This window comes from Flagellimonas myxillae (genome assembly GCF_023502235.1).
Taxonomy (GTDB): Bacteria; Bacteroidota; Bacteroidia; order Flavobacteriales; family Flavobacteriaceae; genus Flagellimonas; species Flagellimonas myxillae.
On the sequence record NZ_JAMFLY010000003.1, the window covers coordinates 97143 to 116137 of the forward strand.

Annotated in this window: 17 protein-coding genes and 1 pseudogene; 11 read left to right on the forward strand and 7 right to left on the reverse strand. The window is 41.0% G+C overall.

All coding sequences use genetic code 11. The features are described 5' to 3' along the window. Nucleotides 1–448 precede the first annotated feature (448 nt). The 8 genes from uvrC (at nt 449) to M3P07_RS13170 (ending at nt 12922) form a co-directional block, all read left to right on the forward strand. Nucleotides 449–2239, forward strand: a complete 1791-nt coding sequence (gene uvrC / locus M3P07_RS13135; RefSeq protein WP_249970789.1) for an excinuclease ABC subunit UvrC — start codon at nt 449–451, stop codon at nt 2237–2239. Between the two features lie 6 nt (nt 2240–2245). Further along, nucleotides 2246–4510: a patatin-like phospholipase family protein gene (locus tag M3P07_RS13140; protein WP_249970386.1), complete on the forward strand. Its 2265-nt coding sequence runs from the start codon at nt 2246–2248 to the stop codon at nt 4508–4510. 335 nt (nt 4511–4845) lie between these two features. Further along, complete coding sequence (locus M3P07_RS13145) at nt 4846–5625, forward strand: DUF3108 domain-containing protein (protein WP_249970387.1); 780 nt, start codon at nt 4846–4848, stop codon at nt 5623–5625. Nucleotides 5626–5631: 6 nt separating this feature from the next. Next, nucleotides 5632–6597 (forward strand): tryptophan 2,3-dioxygenase family protein, encoded by a 966-nt coding sequence (locus M3P07_RS13150; protein ID WP_249970388.1) that lies wholly within the window; start codon nt 5632–5634, stop codon nt 6595–6597. 2 nt (nt 6598–6599) lie between these two features. After that, nucleotides 6600–7898 carry a M23 family metallopeptidase gene (locus M3P07_RS13155; RefSeq protein WP_249970389.1) on the forward strand — a complete coding sequence of 433 codons (1299 nt, stop codon included), beginning with the start codon at nt 6600–6602 and terminating at the stop codon, nt 7896–7898. A 1-nt stretch (nt 7899) separates the two neighbouring features. After that, a complete protein-coding gene (pgi, locus tag M3P07_RS13160) occupies nt 7900–9537 on the forward strand; it encodes a glucose-6-phosphate isomerase (RefSeq protein ID WP_249970390.1) in 1638 nt (545 codons plus the stop codon). A gap of 171 nt (nt 9538–9708) precedes the next feature. Beyond that, nucleotides 9709–12390 carry a TonB-dependent receptor gene (locus M3P07_RS13165; protein WP_249970391.1) on the forward strand — a complete coding sequence of 894 codons (2682 nt, stop codon included), beginning with the start codon at nt 9709–9711 and terminating at the stop codon, nt 12388–12390. Between the two features lie 94 nt (nt 12391–12484). Then, nucleotides 12485–12922, forward strand: coding sequence for a hypothetical protein (locus M3P07_RS13170; RefSeq protein ID WP_249970392.1), 438 nt, complete (start codon nt 12485–12487; stop codon nt 12920–12922). 145 nt (nt 12923–13067) lie between these two features. Here the strand turns inward: M3P07_RS13170 and M3P07_RS13175 are convergent, their stop codons facing one another. Continuing rightward, the gene (locus tag M3P07_RS13175; RefSeq protein ID WP_249970393.1) at nt 13068–13556 is read right to left on the reverse strand and encodes a hypothetical protein; all 489 of its coding nucleotides are present in this window, start codon (nt 13554–13556) and stop codon (nt 13068–13070) included. Between the two features lie 156 nt (nt 13557–13712). Further along, a complete protein-coding gene (locus M3P07_RS13180) occupies nt 13713–14498 on the reverse strand; it encodes a response regulator transcription factor (RefSeq protein ID WP_249970394.1) in 786 nt (261 codons plus the stop codon). 243 nt (nt 14499–14741) lie between these two features. On the opposite strand from M3P07_RS13180, the gene M3P07_RS13185 reads away from it, so the two are divergent. Beyond that, on the forward strand, nt 14742–15284 hold the full coding sequence (locus tag M3P07_RS13185; protein ID WP_249970395.1) for a hypothetical protein: 543 nt from the start codon (nt 14742–14744) through the stop codon (nt 15282–15284). 180 nt (nt 15285–15464) lie between these two features. Here M3P07_RS13185 and M3P07_RS17800 read toward each other — a convergent pair. The 4 genes and pseudogenes from M3P07_RS17800 to M3P07_RS13200 all read right to left on the reverse strand — a co-directional run. Beyond that, nucleotides 15465–15551: pseudogene (locus M3P07_RS17800) on the reverse strand (hypothetical protein); the annotation flags it as partial. Between the two features lie 37 nt (nt 15552–15588). Beyond that, entirely contained in the window at nt 15589–15996 is a 408-nt protein-coding gene (locus M3P07_RS13190) for a JAB domain-containing protein (RefSeq protein WP_249970396.1), read from the reverse strand. Between the two features lie 37 nt (nt 15997–16033). Then, entirely contained in the window at nt 16034–16540 is a 507-nt protein-coding gene (locus tag M3P07_RS13195; RefSeq protein ID WP_249970397.1) for a hypothetical protein, read from the reverse strand. Then, a complete protein-coding gene (locus M3P07_RS13200) occupies nt 16530–17312 on the reverse strand; it encodes a histidine kinase (protein WP_249970398.1) in 783 nt (260 codons plus the stop codon). Before M3P07_RS13200 ends, M3P07_RS13195 begins: the two co-directional genes overlap by 11 nt. A gap of 256 nt (nt 17313–17568) precedes the next feature. Between M3P07_RS13200 and M3P07_RS13205 the strand changes: the two genes are divergently transcribed. Both M3P07_RS13205 and M3P07_RS13210 read left to right on the forward strand, forming a co-directional pair. Next, nucleotides 17569–17799: a hypothetical protein gene (locus M3P07_RS13205; RefSeq protein WP_249970399.1), complete on the forward strand. Its 231-nt coding sequence runs from the start codon at nt 17569–17571 to the stop codon at nt 17797–17799. A 52-nt stretch (nt 17800–17851) separates the two neighbouring features. Then, entirely contained in the window at nt 17852–18340 is a 489-nt protein-coding gene (locus M3P07_RS13210; protein WP_249970400.1) for a hypothetical protein, read from the forward strand. Between the two features lie 69 nt (nt 18341–18409). Here M3P07_RS13210 and M3P07_RS13215 read toward each other — a convergent pair whose 3' ends face one another. Next, nucleotides 18410–18940, reverse strand: coding sequence for a lipid-binding SYLF domain-containing protein (locus M3P07_RS13215; RefSeq protein WP_249970401.1), 531 nt, complete (start codon nt 18938–18940; stop codon nt 18410–18412). Nucleotides 18941–18995: the final 55 nt, after the last annotated feature.

Genomic DNA, 18995 nt, shown 5'->3' on the forward strand with positions numbered 1-18995 from the left:
ATTCTCTGGTCGAAACCGAAAAAAAGATTTTGAAAAATAACATCAAAATCAAATACATTCCCAAAACGATAACATAGTTCTCCATAGAATTGTATTTATACGGTTAAATGTAGGTAAAAGAATTGAAAAAATCACCATGAAATGCACTTTTTATCGATGAAACGCATGTTTTTTAGCAACTGTTTAACAGGATGCCTGCTTTTACCTTCTTTTTTTGTAAGCCGAATTTGTATTTAGCTGTAACTCAATCCAAAAGTGGTCTTGGAATTTCTAGATTTTTCTAAGCATTGTCCAGTCCTTAAATGGAACCTTGGTATTTTCATAAATATGTCTATCGATGTATTCAACGGGCTGTTCCGTCAAACCAGAAAGGGAATTGGTCAATTTTAACAAAAAACCACCCGTATTTAAACCTACTTTTGTTAAGGAGTCGATTTTTGAGAAGTTTATGTCCGACCTACCTTCTATTAGTGTTCAAATAAGCGCACTGCCCAATAATCCCGGAGTATATCAATTTTATGATGACACGGGGAAGATTCTGTATGTGGGCAAGGCCAAAAACCTAAAGAAAAGGGTCTCTTCCTATTTCAATAAAAAACAAGAGTACGGCAAGACCCGGGTATTGGTCAAAAAAATCCATTCCGTGAAACACATTGTGGTTTCCACAGAATCGGATGCATTGTTGTTGGAGAACAATCTGATAAAAAAATTGTTACCCAGGTACAATGTCTTGCTCAAGGACGATAAATCGTATCCCTGGATCTGTATTAAAAAGGAACGATTTCCCAGGGTTTTTTCAACCCGAAAACTTATAAAGGACGGCTCTGAATATTTTGGGCCTTATACCAGCATGAAAACCGTCCGGACCCTTTTGGAACTTGTTCGGAGTCTGTACCCTCTACGTACCTGTAATTACGACCTTTCCGAAGAAAAGATAAAAGCCGGCAAGTACAAAGTGTGTTTGGAATACCACCTTGGCAATTGTTTGGGCCCCTGCGAAGGGCTTCAAAGCGAGGAAGATTACCATGCGCAGATAGAGAACATTCGTCAGATCATTAGGGGTAATTTCAAGGCCTCTCTGCTACACTTCAAAAAACAGATGAAATTGCTGGCCGAAAATATGGAGTTTGAGAAAGCACAGCGGATCAAGGACAAAATCGAAATACTGGAAAACTATCAGGCACGGTCAACCGTGGTCAATCCCAAGATCAATAATGTGGATGTGTTCTCGATAATTTCGGATGAGACCCATGGGTATGTGAACTTCCTGCAGCTGTCCCATGGCTCCATTGTGCGTTCGCACACCATGGAAATCAAAAAAAGACTGGACGAGACGGATGAAGAACTGCTCCAATTGGCTATTACGGAGCTAAGGCAAAGATTCAATTCACAGTCTAGTGAAGTTTACTTGCCATTTCCAGTTATGGTGGAGGAGAACATTAAGGTAACCTTGCCCAAATTGGGAGAAAAAAGGAGGATATTGGAATTGTCCGAGCGCAACGCCCGCTTCTTCAGACAGGATCGTTTCAAACAAATAAAAATTACCGACCCGGACAGGCACGTTACTAGGATCATGGCCCAAATGAAGGCCGATCTTCGCCTTTCCGAGGAACCTACGCACATCGAGTGTTTCGACAATTCGAACATTCAGGGGAGCAATCCTGTGGCGGCCTGTGTGGTGTTCAAAAATGGCAAACCTTCAAAGAAGGACTACAGGCATTTCAACATAAAAACGGTGGAGGGTCCGGACGATTTTGCCAGCATGGAAGAAGTGGTCTTTCGTCGTTATAAACGATTATTGGGGGAGGATGAGCCTCTGCCCCAGTTAATCGTTATCGATGGAGGAAAGGGTCAACTCTCATCGGCTTTAAAAAGTTTGGAAGTTCTTGGGCTTAGGGGAAAAATTGCAATCATTGGCATTGCCAAGCGCTTGGAGGAGATTTATTTTCCTGATGACCCAATCCCGCTGTATTTGGACAAGAAATCCGAAAGCCTTAAGATTATCCAACAGTTGAGAAATGAGGCCCATAGATTTGGAATCACCCATCACAGGAACAGGCGAAGCAAAGGCGCTATCGATTCCGAATTGGAAAACATCCACGGAATTGGCAAGAAGACTGCGGAGCAGTTGTTGAAACATTTTAAGTCGGTAAAAAGGGTTAAAGAAGCAACCATTGAGAGCCTTGCGGAATCTGTAGGTATGGCGAAGGCAAAAAAAATCTATAAATCGTTCCATTAATAGTTTATGAGGATAACACCACAAATCGTACTTGTTTTTATGTTTATGGGTATCCTTGGAATGTCCCAGACTCCAAATCAGGATCCTCCCAAGGTGGGATTGGTGCTTAGTGGTGGGGGTGCCAAAGGGTTGGCCCATATAGGGGCACTGAAGGTTATTGACGAAGCTGGGATAAAAATCGACTACATAGGGGGTACCAGTATGGGAGCCATTGTTGGGGCCTTGTACGCTTCGGGGTATTCGGCCAAAGCGTTGGATTCCATTTTTAGGGTCACCAATTTTACCGAGCTTATCCAAGACAACGTTCCCAGGGGGGCCAAGACTTTTTACGAAAAGGAGGACTCCGAACGCTATGCCCTCGCCTTACCCTTTACCAATTTCAATGTATCCTTTCCGCAAGCCATCTCCGGAGGGCAGAATATTTACAACGAATTGGTGCGGCTGCTGTTCCATGTTAAGGATGTTCATGATTTTAACAGATTGCCCATTCCATTTTTATGTGTAGCCACCAATGTGGAAACTGGCGAAGAGGTATTGTTGAACAGGGGTTATTTGCCGGAAGCCATCATGGCCAGCGGTACTTTTCCATCGTTGTTTGAGCCCTCGGAAATTGAAGGTGAGATTCTTATAGACGGGGGGGTAGTAAACAATTATCCTATTGATGAAATACGGGCCATGGGAGCTGATATTATAATTGGTGTTGATGTGCAGCACGGATTGGCGACCCGGGAGTCCTTGGAATCCGCTACGGAGATATTGTTGCAGATCAACAATTATAGGACGGTGAAGGACATGAAAAAGAAAGCGCAGCAAACGGACATTTATATTAGACCCGATATTGATGATTTTTCCGTGATTGATTTTGACCGCAGCCTGGAAATTATGGAAAGTGGGGAAGAGGCTACCTACCCGCTATTAAAGGAACTTTCAGAAATCGCAAAAAAACAAGATTCCAAACCCGTCATCAGAAATAAGATCAAGATCAGGGACAGCCTCACAATCAATAGGCTTATTTTAAAAGGAAATGACCGGTATACCCGGGGCTATATCAAAGGAAAGCTAAGATTAAATCTTGCAGAAAAGGTGTCTTTTGAAAAACTAAAACAGGGAATTAATAATTTATCGGCAACCGGAAACTTTAAGGCCATCAGGTACGAGTTGGTTTCCAATGGCTTGGGCACAGATTTGATATTGAAACTCAAGGAGAATCCGACAAAGATGTTCATCAAGATGTCGGCCCACTACGATGATCTCTACAAAAGTTCTGCCTTGATCAACCTCACTAAAAAGAACTTTTTGCTCAAAGACGATGTGGCTTCATTCGATTTTATTGTCGGCGACAACATTCGATATAACATGCAATATTATATTGATAAGGGTTATTATTGGAGTTTTGGGATCAACTCAAATTTTACGGATTTTAACGAGGAAATTCCTTTTGAACTGATCCGTACCAACTTTGATGTCCCCGACGACCCTAACATTAGGGAAATCAATCTGGATGTTACGGATCTCACCAACCAGATTTACCTACAGACCGTGTTGCGGGAAGAATTTGCGTTTACCTTGGGGGTGGAGCACAAACTATTACGGTACAGCACCAGAACACTCAACCAACTGTCCAACGAATCGGCCGAGGCTTTTTTGCCCGAACCCGCGGAGCGCACTTTTTTTGACGACTCGAGTTACTTTAGCACCTATGGGAAAATAACTTTGGATACATACGATGACAAATATTTTCCCACTAAAGGCGTATTCTTTGATAGTGATTTCCACCTATATCTGCTATCATCCGATTTTAATGAGAATTTCAGGGAATTTGCTGTTGGAAAAGCCAGAATAGGTACAGCCTTTTCCCTATTTCCAAATATGAACCTGAATTTGGAATCCGAGGGAGGGGTTAAGTTGGGGACTTCAGGGGTTACCTCCTTTGACTTTATTCTTGGAGGGTTTGGAAACGACTTTGTAAACAATTTTGTCCCGTTCATGGGATACGATTTTATTAGCCTGCCTGGGAATAGTTTTGTTAAAGCTTATGGACGTTTGGATTATGAATTTGCCCCAAAGAACCATTTGTTGCTCACGGCCAATTTTGCCAATGTGGCCGATGATCTATTTAGAACTGGGGATTGGTTTTCCGAGCCCACTTATTCGGGCTATGGACTGGGTTATGGATTTGAGTCGTTCTTGGGACCTATTCAAATCTATTATTCTTGGAGCCCAGAGATTTCGGAAGGTAATTTCTTTTTTAGTGTGGGATATTGGTTCTAACCTGCGAATTGGGCCAAATATGGTGCAAAACCTCTTAAAATACTGTCAAAAATAGGGACTTGGAGGGCAAATTGAAAGAAAGTTAGTTAAAGTCCGTTAAAAACTTATTTTCCTTTAAAACCTTAGCTTATCTTTGCTTCACATAAGGGGTGGTTCCCTTATAACTTTAAGTATTGGTTTTTCATAATTTAAAGTTTGGTTGGTTATTTAGGAAAAGCCCAGTTTTTACACTGGGCTTTTTTTGTACATACTATTTTGGAACAAGTTTTGTTTAGTAATAAGAGAAGAACTTATTTAAGATGCGATTTTAGTAATTTTATACCAACAAATTTGTCATGAAAAAGTTTATTGCCCTTATAGCCCTACTGCTTACAATGCCCGTTGCGGCACAAAGCCAATTACCCGCCTTCAAAAGCGGGGAATGGTTAAAGTTTCGAATCCATTATGGCATTTTAAATGCGAGCTATGCAACGCTGCATCTGACTTCAGATAAAATAGATGAAGTACCCGTTTACCATGTGGTGGGATTGGGCAAGACCACAGGATTTGCAAGCCTTTTCTTTAAGGTTGATGATAGGTATGAAAGTTATTTCGGGAAAAAAGATGGCAAACCATACCGTTTTATACGAAAGATCAGCGAAGGTGGTTATACCAGGGATGTGGAAATCGACTTTAAATACGACCAGGATAAAGCCATATTAAAGGACAACAAAAGTGGGGAAATCATGGATATTCCGGTGCATACCGATGTCCAAGACCTACTTTCTGCTTCGTACTATTTAAGGGATAGATATGGCCTGGATGAGTTTGAGGTTGGAAAATCGATTGATTTGGACATGCTTTTTGATGATGAAGGGATATATAAGTTCAAACTAAAGTATTTGGGAAAAGAAGTGATTCGTACAAAGTTTGGCAAGGTAGAATGTCTTAAATTTAGGCCCGTTGTACAATCTGGCCGTGTTTTTAAGGAAAAAGAGAGCCTTACCCTTTGGGTTTCCAATGATCTTAACAAAATTCCGGTGCGCATCAAGGCAGATTTGGCCGTAGGTTCCCTAAAAGCGGATTTGGACGGTTACAATGGATTGCGAAACCAGTTTAAAATTATAATGAGATAGCAGTTAATGAGGAATGATGAGCGAATTGAGTCCCAAATCAATAAGCTTGAAGAGAAGTACAAAAACTCCGGACAAGACTTAAGTTCGTACCTGGACGGGCTCCTATACCAAAAATACCTTACCTACTGGGACTACATCCATTTGGATACCTTATTGAGCATTCAGGTGCCCCGCACCCATTTTCCCGATGAGGAGATTTTTATAATGTACCACCAGATAACCGAGCTGTACTTTAAGCTCATTTTGCATGAGCAGAAACAGATCGTGGAGAACCGATCACAGGATGTCCAGTATTTCATTGAAAAGGCAAATAGGATAAACAGCTATTTTAAGGCACTGATTTCTTCTTTTGGCATTATGATCAAAGGTATGGAACGCGAGCAATTTCTACGTTACCGAATGGCATTGCTTCCTGCGAGTGGCTTCCAATCGGCCCAGTACCGAATGATCGAGATCTATGCCACACCCTTGGAAAATTTGGTGCATCATACCGAACGGGGGACTTATTCAGAAGAAGACGGTATCGAAGAGCTGTTTGAACACATTTATTGGAAAAAGGGTGCAACGGATTTAAGTACTGGGGAGAAGACCCTGACCCTCAAGCAATTTGAATTCAGGTATACACCACGCCTGCTGCGGATATCCAACCAGGTAAAAAACAGTACCATCTATCACAAATACCTTCAACTGCCAGAAGAACATCGAAAAAATGAAGCACTGATCAAGTCGCTGAAGGAGATGGACATCAATGCAAATGTAAACTGGCCATTGATGCACATGGGGTCCGCATACCGGTATTTGGCTAAGGAAAACAAGGAAGTGGATGCCACAGGAGGCACCAATTGGAAGGACTTTTTACCTCCCAGTTTTCAGAAAATAATATTTTTCCCAACTTTGTACTCGGAAAATGAACTGGAGACTTGGGGAAAACAGTGGGTGGACCACATTTTTAACCCAGCTAATAAAAGATAGAAATGCAGAAATTTTTAGGGGCAATTTTCGCATTGATGGTACTGATATCTTGTAAGGAGAAACAAGAATTGGTACAGCAACTGGAACCAGCAGAACCAATTCAAAAGCCAATTGTAAAAAGATTTGGTTTCAATTTGGACGAGTTCAACGTGGTATTTGACACTATTCAAAAGGGGCAGACCTTCGGAGAGCTTATGCTTAAAAACAAAGTGGACTATCCCAAGATCATCCATATCGCTGAAGAATTTAAAGATACTTTTGACATTCGGCGGATAGATAGAAAACCCTATGTGCTTTTAAAATCCAAGGATACTGCTGAAGCGGCCCAGGTCTTTATTTATCAAAATGATAAGATCAACTATACGGTTTTTGATTTTAGGGACAGCACGGCCAATGCCTACAAAGGAAGAAGAAAGATCAAATCCGTGGAACGTGAAGTTGGAGGAGTTATAGAGAACAATCTCTCTGAAACTTTGGACAATCTGGGTGTTGATTATAATGTAACCATAGACCTGTCCGAAATCTATGCTTGGACCATCGATTTCTTCCGTTTGGAGAAGGGGGATAAGTTCAAGGTTATCTACGATGAACATTTTATTAATGATTCGGTTTACGCAGGAAGAGGAGCGATTAAAGCGGCCCTTTTTGAACATAAGGGCACTCCTATCTATGCGTTTCCCTATGTTACCGATTCCCTTAAGAACATTTTGGATTACTACGACCAGGATGCGAACAATCTGCGGAGCACCTTTTTACGGGCGCCAATTAAATTTGGGTACCGACTATCATCCCGATATAACCTTAAGCGCAGAATAGCCTATTGCGGGTACAAGGTAAGGCCACATAAGGGAACGGATTATGCCGCACCTATCGGCACCCCCATCATTGCCACGGCGGATGGAACTGTTACGGAATCCACGCGACGAGGAGGGAATGGTAGATATGTAAAGATCAGGCACAATGGCACCTATAGCACCCAATACCTTCACATGAAGAAACAAAAGGTGAAAAGAGGGGAATTTGTGCGACAAGGTGATGTGATAGGATGGGTTGGAATGACTGGGAATACAGGAGGTCCCCATGTTTGTTACAGATTTTGGAAAAATGGCAGACAGGTAGATCCCTTGCGCGAAAAATTGCCGGCTGCTGAACCTATCGCCGATTCGTTGCGTACCGAATATTTAACCTATGTTGACCCATTGAAAATCCAACTGGACTGTATCGAATATGTGCTGCCCCAAGAAGAACCTGAAATTGAACCGGTGGAACTAGACGAAAACCAACTAACCCTTAACCCATAAAATGGCATTACCCCAGATAAACCCTACTACTACCCAAGCTTGGAATAAACTTCAAAAACACTTTACCGAAACCAAAAACCAACATCTCCGGAAACTCTTTAAGGAAGATGCTGGGCGTGGTCCGAAGTTTACCCTGCAGTGGAATGATTTTTTGGTGGATTATTCCAAAAATCGGATTACCGGGGAAACTATGGACCTGCTATTGGAATTGGCCCAAGAAGTTGGACTCCAAGATGCCATCAACGGTTATTTTGCTGGGGATTTAATCAACCAGACAGAAGGTAGGGCCGTACTGCATACAGCACTTAGGGCACAAAAAGAGGATGTGGCTTTGGTTGATGGGGTCAATGTTGTTCCAGAGGTTTACGAAGTTCGTGGCAAGATCAAGACGTTTTCAGAAGCGGTCATTTCTGGTGAAAAGAAAGGCTTTACGGAGAAAGCGTTTACCGATGTCGTCAACATAGGGATAGGGGGTTCAGATTTGGGTCCTGCCATGGTAACCGAGGCCTTGAAGTTCTATAAGAACCATCTTAACACCCATTTTGTGAGCAACGTGGACGGAGATCATGTCCATGAAGTCCTAAAAAACTTAAATCCTGAGACCACCTTGTTTGTGGTGGTTTCCAAGACTTTCACAACCCAAGAGACCTTAAGTAATGCCCTTACCATTAAAAAATGGTTCTTGGAGCATGCATCCGAGCAAGATATTGCACTTCACTTTGCAGCTGTATCCACCAATGCCCAAAAAATCGATGAATTTGGCATTTCCCATGAGAACGTTTTCCCCATGTGGGATTGGGTAGGGGGCAGATTTTCCCTCTGGAGCGCGGTAGGACTTTCCATTGCTTTGGCGGTCGGTTACGACAATTTTGAGGATTTGTTGTCCGGTGCCAACCAAATGGACACGCATTTTAAGGAAACTCCTTTTCAGGACAACATTCCAGTAGTTTTGGCCATGCTGAGCGTATGGTACAATAATTTTTATGGTGCTGAAACGGAAGCCATAATTCCTTATACCCAATATTTAAGCCGATTTTCTGCCTACCTACAACAGGGAATCATGGAAAGTAATGGGAAAAGTATGGATCGTTCCGGGCAAAGGGCAGGCTATGAAACCGGAACCATCATCTGGGGAGAACCTGGGACCAATTCCCAACATGCCTTTTTTCAGCTCATACATCAAGGAACCAAGTTGATTCCAGCAGATTTTATTGGATTCAAGGAATCCCTTCATGGCGATGGGGACCATCACAATAAGCTAATGGCCAATTTCATTGCCCAGACGGAGGCCTTGATGAACGGGAAAACCGAAAATGAGGTACGAAAGGAGTTGGAGGGTCAAAACCTCTCCGATGAACAACTCGAATCCTTATTGCCATTTAAGGTGTTCGAAGGAAATAAACCCACAAATACCATCTTCATCCAAAAATTGACCCCCAAAAGCCTTGGCGCATTGATTGCGTTATATGAGCACAAGATTTTTGTGCAGGGAATTGTATGGAACATATTCAGTTATGACCAGTGGGGCGTGGAATTAGGGAAACAATTGGCCAAAAATATTTTGGGTGATATTGAAAATTCCACAATTAGCGATCACGATAGCTCAACACTTCACCTTTTGCAGCATTTTAAGAAGTAAATTAGAAGGTTAGCATTCTTCGGGAAAAAAGCTAAGTACTTCTTTGTCAACTCATTTTAAATGTTAATTTTATATTAATATTTTAGCCTGATTTTTAACTTTCCCTTAAAGGGGAAGATTAGAAAATGCAGCACATTTGCATGGCTATTTAAACTATTTAAACACTCGAAAATGAAAACAATTTACTTGGCAATTGTGGCAATGTTCGCTTCGGCAATGGCATTTTCACAAGTTACTATTACCGGAAAGGTGGTGGATGGCGAATTGGGAAGTGGACTTCCCGGGGCCAGTGTAGTGCTTCAGGGCACAGACAATGGAACATCAACAGATTTTGATGGGAATTTTACGTTGGAAGTTTCTGATAGTTCAGGGACTTTGGTGATTTCTTATATTGGATTTATATCCAAAACCGTTTCCTTTAGCGCTGCGGGCGGAGTTGGAACAATTTCCCTACTTCCGGATGCGGAAGAACTAGAAGGCGTTGTGGTTGTTGGTACAGGAATTATTGACTTGGCAAGCGACAGACAAACCCCAATTGCGGTTTCTTCGGTGCCGATCAAGGTGATTCAGGAGAAAATTGGAACACAGGATGTGACCATGACCTTGGTAAACACTCCATCGGTATACGTTTCTGGACAAGCCGGTGGTTTTGGTGATACCAATATGAGGGTTAGGGGCTTTGATCAAGACAATACAGCTTTCCTTTTAAATGGTCAGCCTATAAACGGTATGGAAGACGGTTTGATGTATTGGTCAAACTGGTCTGGTCTTAACGACATTGCCTCTGGAGTACAGATTCAAAGAGGTCTTGGATCATCCAAGCTTGCGATTTCCTCTGTAGGAGGTACCGTAAACTTTGTGACCAAAGCAACCGAAATGAACGAAGGTGGTTTTGGATACACTACGGTGGCCAACAACAACTACCTAAAAACTTCTGCTGGGTACAACACAGGAATCTCTGAAAAAGGATGGGGTTTAAGTGCCATGTTCTCGCACTGGCAAGGAGATGGTTTTAACGAAGGAAACTACGGAGAGGGTCAAACCTATTTCCTATCCATCGGATTTAGACCAAACGACAACCATAACTTTAACTTCTTGATCACAGGTGCACCCCAGTTCCACGATCAAAACTTCACCAAACCTATTGCCGATTACTTGGAATATGGGATGAACTATAACAACAACTGGGGAACCTACAATGGGGAGTACATGACCGAAAGGAGAAACTTCTACCACAAACCAGTATCTAACCTTAACTGGGACTGGAGCATCAATTCCACTACCAGCTTGTCTACCGTACTATATGCCTCTTGGGGTAACGGTGGGGGAACCGGTAACCGTGGAAACAGGATCAGAACTGCTGAGGGAAGAATAGATTACGATGCTATTTATGCCCAAAATGCCCAGGTGCCTAACGGAGCTGGTGTGTACTTTGGAGCTGACGATGCATACATCACAAGAGCTTCCATGAACTTGCACAGCTGGTACGGATTGATTTCAAACCTAGAAAAGAAACTTTCGGATAACCTAACTTGGAATGTAGGATTTGATCTTAGAACATACTATGGTAAGCACTTTAGGGTAGTTGCCGATTTCCACGGATTGAATTCTTGGAGAGAGAACATTAGACTAAGGGATCAGAACAACAACCATGATACCTTTGGTGGATTTGGAACTTATAAGTTTGTGAATGCTACAGAAAGCTTCAGACCATCTGGATGGGCTGCTGCGTTCAATAGCTATGACGAGACCGAGAAGATTGCCTATAACAACGAGGAAAGAATCTCCTATGGAGGTTTGTTCTCCCAGTTGGAATATGCAACGGATACTTTCTCCACCTTCTTCCAAGGCTCTCTATCCAATCAGTATCACCAAAGATTTGACCTTTTCCAGTATGCAGATCAAGCGTTGATTGATGGAACATCCCCACAAGGAACAGATGAGCCACTACCTGCTGGAATTACAGATGGAGTTGATTCTGAAAAAGTGAACAACTTCGGATTCAACGCCAAAGCTGGGTTTAGCTACAAGCCTACCACGCAGCATAGTTTCTATGCAAACGTAGGATACTACAACCGTCAGCCTTATCACGACAACATCTACCTAAACTTTACCAATCAGGTAAATCCATTAACAGAGAACGAAAAAATCTTTGGATTGGAAGGTGGATATGGTTTCCGAAGCAACGTTTTCTCTGCCAACGTAAACCTATATAGAACATCTTGGAAAGACAGGGTGGTAACAAGCTCCGATGTAGTGAATGATGTGGTGGAGTACACCACCAACTTTGGAACAGAGCAATTGCACACAGGTGTTGAGCTTGATGCCAAAGTAAGACCAAATGATGTGATTTCCTTCAATGCCTTTGCATCCATTGGAGATTGGCAGTACAAAGGAGAAGCTGTTACCCAGGTAACGGATGAAGAGCGTAATGTAATTAGCACGGAGAACAACGACTTTGACGGAGGTAAAGTGGGTGGTGCTGCCCAACTTTCCGGTGGTCTGGGTATGAATCTTAGATTCTGTGAAATGTTCTCTTTTGATTCTGATTTCAGATACTACGATAACCTTTATGCCGATGTTGGGGCCATCAAGGAAAACTTGGAGCTTCCTTCTTACAGCATTGTTGATGCCGGTTTAACGTTCACGATACCTGTAGGAGCCAACAAGGCCAATCAGCTTAAGGTTCGTACGAACATGAACAACGTATTTGATACCGAGTACATTTCAAGATTGACCACGGCCAATATGGTTGAGGCAGGTGACGAAACCTACGATGGGATAAATGTCTCCAACCGAGGATACTTTGGATGGGGAAGAACCTGGAACCTTACCTTGAGGTACGATTTCTAATTTGAAGAAATAAAATCCAAATAGAACCCTCCGCTGTAAGCGGGGGGTTTTTTGTTTGCAAAATCCGTACTTTTAGATTTCACAAACTAAACCGATGGAAATTATAAAAAACCTGCATTCGTATTTGGCCTATATTGTTTTGGCCATTTTAATTTTAGCCTTTGTAAATGCCCTTCTAGGACTTTTGGGGAAGAGGGAATTTACCATGCATAAAGATCTGAGGGTAAGTCTTTTTGCCCTGATTTTGACCCACATTCAATTGTTGATTGGGTTAATCCTGTTTTTTGTGTCCGCCAATGGCTTAAAGGCCATACAAGCCTTGGGCATGGGAGGGCTTAACTCTGCCGCTAGATTGTTGGCTGTGGAACACCCTTTTATCAACATTCTGGCAGTGGCCCTGATTACTATTGGCTGGTCCAAGCACAAGAAAAAGGAAGCAAGTAGTGCCAAGTTTAAGAGCATTACCATCTTTTACGGATTGGGGTTGCTATTTATACTAAGCCGCATTCCATGGGGGCAGTGGTTTAGCTAAAAAAAGTGATTCCCGCGGCTGCATGCTGCCAAAGCTTTAGCGGTAGCGCATAGCGGGAATCTTATATTTTTGGACTATAGGGTGATGTAATTCTTCTCTCGAATGAAATTTCAATCACTGGAACCAATCCCAAAGCTTACATTACTTACTTATAATAACCATCATAGGACAATGTAATACTATTCCCGTCCTCTGAGATTCCCCTAAAGCTAAAATCAATGAAATTGATGGATTCATTAATTTCCCAGACGGTGAGCGACCCGGTCTCAAAGCTTTCTACCCGGTATTCGTCGCCTACTTTTGTTGTGTAAATGGCATGTCCAAGCCATCTGTTGTCCTGTCCAACCTCGTAAAGTTTATAAGTGCCACCATTCTTCCAATGTGTAGGTTCATACACAACACAAATAAAATCAAAGTCATATTTCCCCGATTTAGATTGAACGTTGATGGAATAGCCGTAGCTATCATCCAAAGACTCATAGTCACTTTTTATACTTACCGATTTTAAATCAATATAGTTTCCGTCAATACTACCACTTTGGTAAAAGTATTCTTCTTCTTCTTTTGCACAACTGAGCATTGTTAAGATACATGAAACAATAACCAGCCTACCAATAATACCTTTCGATTTCATTTCTTTCATTTTAGTTAAACAATTGGGTTTTCTCAAAATGCGACCTAGGATGATTTTGAAATCTTAAGCAAAGAAAGGTTTGGATCTACAGGAATTCAATACCCCAAAATGGGTAATTCGACATACATCCGCTAACTGGATGTATTCGATTCAAGGTTAAAGCAAACCTTGTTTTAAATAAAAGGTAATGGCGTGGGAAATGTTTTTGAAATCGTTTTTGGCCAAAATGTTCCTACGATGGGTTTTGACAGTTTCTACGGAAATGTATAGATAATCGGCAATTTCTTTTGATGTCAGTCCTTCAGAGATTAGTCCAAGTATTTCTGTTTCCCTTGGATTAATTTTGTCAACCCTTGTCGTGTATTTTTCAAGTTCATTTTTACTGGAAATATTGTAATAGGACTTTCCTTCTCTAATATTTATAAACGAAACTTTGTTGTTGTTTGTGGTTGTAATATGGCTAATATCTGAATGGTTTACCAGCGAGGCCAACATCTTGTGATTATCGTCCAGTGCAAAGGAAATAGCTTGGTGCAAAAAGAGTTTGTAGTTGTCGTTTTCATCCTTTACCCGCAATTGATAGCTAACCTTATAGTTTTGAATTTCCTCCCTAGGGATAAAATCATATAAAAAGAATACGGCCAACTGTTCGTGCTGTGTTACCAATTCTAAATCCTTTGGGTGTATGAACGTGGTGTATTCGGAAAGGGTAAAGGTTTTGGGGTCTACACCAAAAAGATTCTTGCATGAAGGGCTTACGTATGCAAAGCCTTGGGTTCCAAACTCGAAAATGAACTGGAAAGATGGTCCTGGCGAGTAAATATTGGCAATTAACTGATTTAACTTTTCCTTATCTACGTCAATTTTATCCTTGGCCAAGTATCTTGGGTTATTGTCGTAAATGTTCAAGATTTCCCTAAGTCTAGGCCTTACAATTGACATCAATTCAGTGTTAATTATACTGATATCCAGTACTTTAAATATAACGGTTTTTCATTGATATACCAAGAGACCTCAGCCGCTCAAAATTAAAGAATACCTAAAAAGAGGTATTGTGCCTCCAGCCCCACCCTCCTTCCTTTGCATAAGAACATGGTTAACCAAGAATTCATTAAATGGAGTCAGAAACCATCAAAAACGAGGCGTATCCGAAAAGCCTTAAGAGTAGGGTCAAAACAAAAAGAAATGAAAAATATTAAGTATTTAACAGTTTTAGCAGTAGTAGCTTTATTCTGTACCAGTTGTTCACACAGAATATTGGATTTCACGGTCATCTCCACCAAAAATGTGGATCTGTCGCAAGGGGCTTCTTTTAAAAAGGGGAGCAACAGAGTAAAAGGAGAGGACATGGTGCATTATGTAATCACAATTCCTTTGGGTTCAGTATCCATAAAGGAAGCAGTGGATCAGGCGATTGAAACTACCCCGGGTTGTGTTGCCCTCCTGGATGGCGTAATTTATAGCAAGGGCTGGTGGGCCATATTATATGGAAGAGAGTATGTTGTAGTTGAGGGTACTCCACTAATAGATCCAGGCATGGCATCCAATGAAAGGGCGATGAAGTATGGAAAAATTGAATTCGATAAAAAAGGAGCGGTGAAATTGATGGAAGCCATGGATGAAATGGAATATAAAAAAGAAAAACACAGAATTGAGAAGGCGTCAAAAAAGGAAAAATTCAGCAAAATGGGATTAAGTGATTTTCCGGGTGTGGGAGGTTCTAACTAGAACTTTCTACTGGCCAAGATCAATTTCTTTTCTTTTTTGTGCTTGTGAAAACCCTTTACCTTATGGTAAGGGGTTTTCTTTGTTTTCGATGGAGTTCTTCAAAAATTTATAATAAAAATGCCATTGGCAAGCATTTATTACCTATAGGTGCGCTAGACTGGAGCCCTATTGACCTAAAATTTATTTCACCTCCTTAATCAAAAACAAATACACCGGAAAGTGGTCGCTATACCCTCCGGTACAGGTTTTTCCGGAATAGGTACACTTGGGATACTTTTTATTATTCCATTAAACGAGAACAGTTTTAAAGGTCAATGGTGACGTAGTTGTTCTCCGTAATAATTAGATGATCCAAAACTTCTATTCCTAAAATCGCAGCAGCTTTCGTGATGCGTTCTGTGAACAGAATATCTTGTTCACTGGGTTCCAATTTCCCTGAAGGATGGTTATGGCACAGAATAATTTTTTTACATTTTTTGGAAACAGGAAGACTTAGAATGTCAACCGGTTCGGCAATGTTCCTGTTGCTGGTTCCTATAGTAACCAATTCAATATAATCTATGTCGTTGGCTGTGTTTAGACCCACCGTCCAGAAATATTCTTTTTTTCTGTGAATCTTGTTCTGCCGCCATAGAATCTTGAGCATAATACGAGCAATGTCATCTGTTCCGGATATATGTTTGTCCTCGTCTTTTGGTAATCTTATTGTCATATTGGAAATTTAGGAAAAAGATAACCAAATTGGAATCTTACGTTGAAGTACTAATTTTATAAACGTATTTACCAACTCTATAAATTCCTTTTTTATAAAACCCAATTTTATTTTTTAAGTAAAGATTAATAATATGATTTAATTCTTCAACAAAATCAATTGGTGTCAACAATCTCTCCTCCAATACATAATCTCCAAAGTTATTTTGATTCTTTAGATGGTATTTATGCGCTGAAGTTATTACAATAAAAGTGTTAGTATTATTTGCAAGATACCTAGCAATGTCAAAGCCGTCATTTCCAAGATTTTTGTCAATGGTACCTTTGATATCCAAAATGATAATGTCTCGTTCCACATTAGCGAAACTATTCAGCAGATTTTGATCACATTTATAATAACGTTCAATCTTTAAGTTGCCATTTGCCATTGCTAGATTAAGCATTTGTTCATTAAAATAGGTTTTTACATCATCTACAATCACCACTTTCAATGGTTGCAATCTCATCAAAGTTTTACCAAGGCTACTGATTAGTTTATTTTTCATCACTTAAAATTTTTAAGTTTTCAAGTTCGAAATGTTGGTATGAAAACCCCGGTGATGAGCTCTTGACTTGAACATGGTTTATCTTGAATTCATCATTTCCTTTCACAAGAGCATTGTAATTCGCTTCAAGATCTTTAGCCCATCTAAGACCATATCCAAAACCTTTAGAATCTTTATTGACTTTTGATCCTGACTCAAAAATATTTATGTTGCTAGGGATAGTTTTGGATACGTTAGTAAAAATCAATTTGGGTTTTTTTTCACCAACTGTTTTTAAGTTAACATTTAATCGGGAATTATCTTCGGAATACTTCCAAGCATTATCGATAAAAATGGCTAGGATATACTCCACAAAATCAGAACATTCGTTGATGTAATGCTTATCAGAAATGTTGTTTACCAGGGATAAGTTTTTTGCTCTACCTTCTTCCTGAATAATTGTATAAAGTGTAAAATAATGCTCAATTAGGTATTTAAGGCCAATTCTTTTGTTTGATTTTAGAGCTGGGGAAGAATGAAACTCGTGAACACCAGTTATCATCTGAATGAAATTGTCTAAAATAACAGTGGACCCAATTATTACGCTTAAGGGGTTTTTTAAATCAATTTCTCTGGTGCTAAGGGATTCATCAAGTTTGACTGCTTGTTGAATTATAGTTTGAAGAATTGGGTTTATTTCATGCCTTAGGTTTTTGGATATTGTTGAAAGTGGAACTTTGGGTTCCTTAGTTTCAACGGTACCATCTCTATTAAAAAAAGAAACTCCGTACACACAAATCTCAAATGTGCCCGGAGAAGTATTCCTACAAGGTTTTTGAGTACAGGATATGCAAGTAAAAGCTTTAGGCATTAGAACTTTAGCGAGGAAATTGCGAATATTCTTTCAAAAATGCACAATTTCTACAAATTCTTTGTTGTTTTATCTGAATGATTTTAAAGAAATTTAATGGATTCTGCGTTTCTCAATAGATTTACGAGCTTACGCCAAAAGCACACCAGACTCCAATTGCGATGACATTCTCGAATTGGTGGACCCCTTTGGGATCATCATAGATGTCTTTGGGGTGGTTGGGGAAGATGGCACCGGCACCAATCACGAATTTGAGGACGGGCGTGCCCTTCGCAATCCAGAAGTGGTCCAAGGCAACCCAACCTACACCTTTGGGGAGTGGATTATTCACAACGATTCAGGAGATGCAGGGACAACCAACCAGCCCCAAAATGCCCCGGCGGATTACACCCCCGGCACCCACAATTGATCCAAAGACCCAAATAATTCGTATTTTCTAATAGTAACTAATTAAACGACATATGAAAAAACTTGTATTGCTTTTAGCATTGGTAGTGGGAACTTTTACCCAAATGGAGGCTCAGCGTATTTCCAAACACGCCTTGGGAATCCGAATAGGGGACGATGATGGTTTTGACTCCCTCGGCGCCGAGATCAGCTATCAATTGGGACTGTTAAACAGTACCCGACTTGAATTTGATTTGGGAATCCGTTCTGGGAACAATTACGATGCCTTTAAATTGGTTGGACTCTTCCAATGGGTGATGCCCCTGGATCGTTCTTTTCATTGGTATGCAGGTGTGGGACCCGGTGTGGGAAATGTTAGTGTGGACAATGGGGGCTCCAACACCTTTGCCTTAGTGGCCGGAAATGTTGGAATAGAATATAATTTTAAAATCCCCTTGTTGCTGTCGATCGATGTTCGGCCGGAATTTGGTTTGGCCGATGATGATTTCTATGGCGACGGGTTCGATTTTGACCTGGGATTGGGGATACGCTATCAATTCTAGTATCAGTTAGAGAAAATAAAAAGGGGGGCGGTTAAAAACCGCCCCCCTTTTTCAATACTATCTATTTTGCTAAAAAGGCCTGTAGCTAAATTTTTGCCCCCCTACTGAGGCATCGGCCATTAAGCCTGCTTTGGGCAGGGCAAACACGGCCACCCCATCCTTGTATTTGGCATTAAAAGCAATCCCAGATTTTAGGGCCACCGCACTGGTTTCGGCCGCAAATTGGAATTTACCCTCCTTAAAGCGCTCCAAATCCACAGCAGTTTCAAAAAAGATGATTTCGATTATCGCCTGGCCCCCAGCTTGGAGTCCTACATTTAATTTTTTAAGCCCGGCCATCCCAGCTGCTTCTCCCCCTTCATAAAGCACACCATTGCCCGAGGCACCTCCTATAATAAAACCGCCTTTGCCCACATTGGGAAAAAGAACGTAACCGGCAGATTTATCAAAGAACCGCTCCAGTCCACTATCCGCTTTCAAAAGGGTTTTTTTGGCCCGTTTGGCATCGTTCATGATTTTGCGGTCTTTTTTATTTTGGGCAGTAAGGGTGAAGGCAAAAAGCATTATTCCTACCAACACCAGCGATTTAATTAGTCTCATGTTCTTGTGATTTTTTATCAGACCAAAATTAAAAAATAAACCCCTTCCGATTTGG

Bases quoted from the DNA above. Each gene is read 5' to 3' on its own strand.
- M3P07_RS13170 (WP_249970392.1), top strand. From the start codon at position 12,485: ATGGAAATTATAAAAAACCTGCATTCGTATTTGGCCTATATTGTTTTG.
- M3P07_RS13140 (WP_249970386.1), top strand. From the start codon at position 2,246: ATGAGGATAACACCACAAATCGTACTTGTTTTTATGTTTATGGGTATC.
- uvrC (WP_249970789.1), top strand. From the start codon at position 449: ATGTCCGACCTACCTTCTATTAGTGTTCAAATAAGCGCACTGCCCAAT.
- M3P07_RS13185 (WP_249970395.1), top strand. From the start codon at position 14,742: ATGAAAAATATTAAGTATTTAACAGTTTTAGCAGTAGTAGCTTTATTC.
- M3P07_RS13215 (WP_249970401.1), bottom strand. From the start codon at position 18,940: ATGAGACTAATTAAATCGCTGGTGTTGGTAGGAATAATGCTTTTTGCC.
- M3P07_RS13155 (WP_249970389.1), top strand. From the start codon at position 6,600: ATGCAGAAATTTTTAGGGGCAATTTTCGCATTGATGGTACTGATATCT.
- M3P07_RS13210 (WP_249970400.1), top strand. From the start codon at position 17,852: ATGAAAAAACTTGTATTGCTTTTAGCATTGGTAGTGGGAACTTTTACC.
- M3P07_RS13190 (WP_249970396.1), bottom strand. From the start codon at position 15,996: ATGACAATAAGATTACCAAAAGACGAGGACAAACATATATCCGGAACA.
- M3P07_RS13180 (WP_249970394.1), bottom strand. From the start codon at position 14,498: ATGTCAATTGTAAGGCCTAGACTTAGGGAAATCTTGAACATTTACGAC.
- M3P07_RS13175 (WP_249970393.1), bottom strand. From the start codon at position 13,556: ATGAAATCGAAAGGTATTATTGGTAGGCTGGTTATTGTTTCATGTATC.
- M3P07_RS13150 (WP_249970388.1), top strand. From the start codon at position 5,632: ATGAGGAATGATGAGCGAATTGAGTCCCAAATCAATAAGCTTGAAGAG.
- M3P07_RS13145 (WP_249970387.1), top strand. From the start codon at position 4,846: ATGAAAAAGTTTATTGCCCTTATAGCCCTACTGCTTACAATGCCCGTT.
- M3P07_RS13195 (WP_249970397.1), bottom strand. From the start codon at position 16,540: ATGAAAAATAAACTAATCAGTAGCCTTGGTAAAACTTTGATGAGATTG.
- pgi (WP_249970390.1), top strand. From the start codon at position 7,900: ATGGCATTACCCCAGATAAACCCTACTACTACCCAAGCTTGGAATAAA.
- M3P07_RS13165 (WP_249970391.1), top strand. From the start codon at position 9,709: ATGAAAACAATTTACTTGGCAATTGTGGCAATGTTCGCTTCGGCAATG.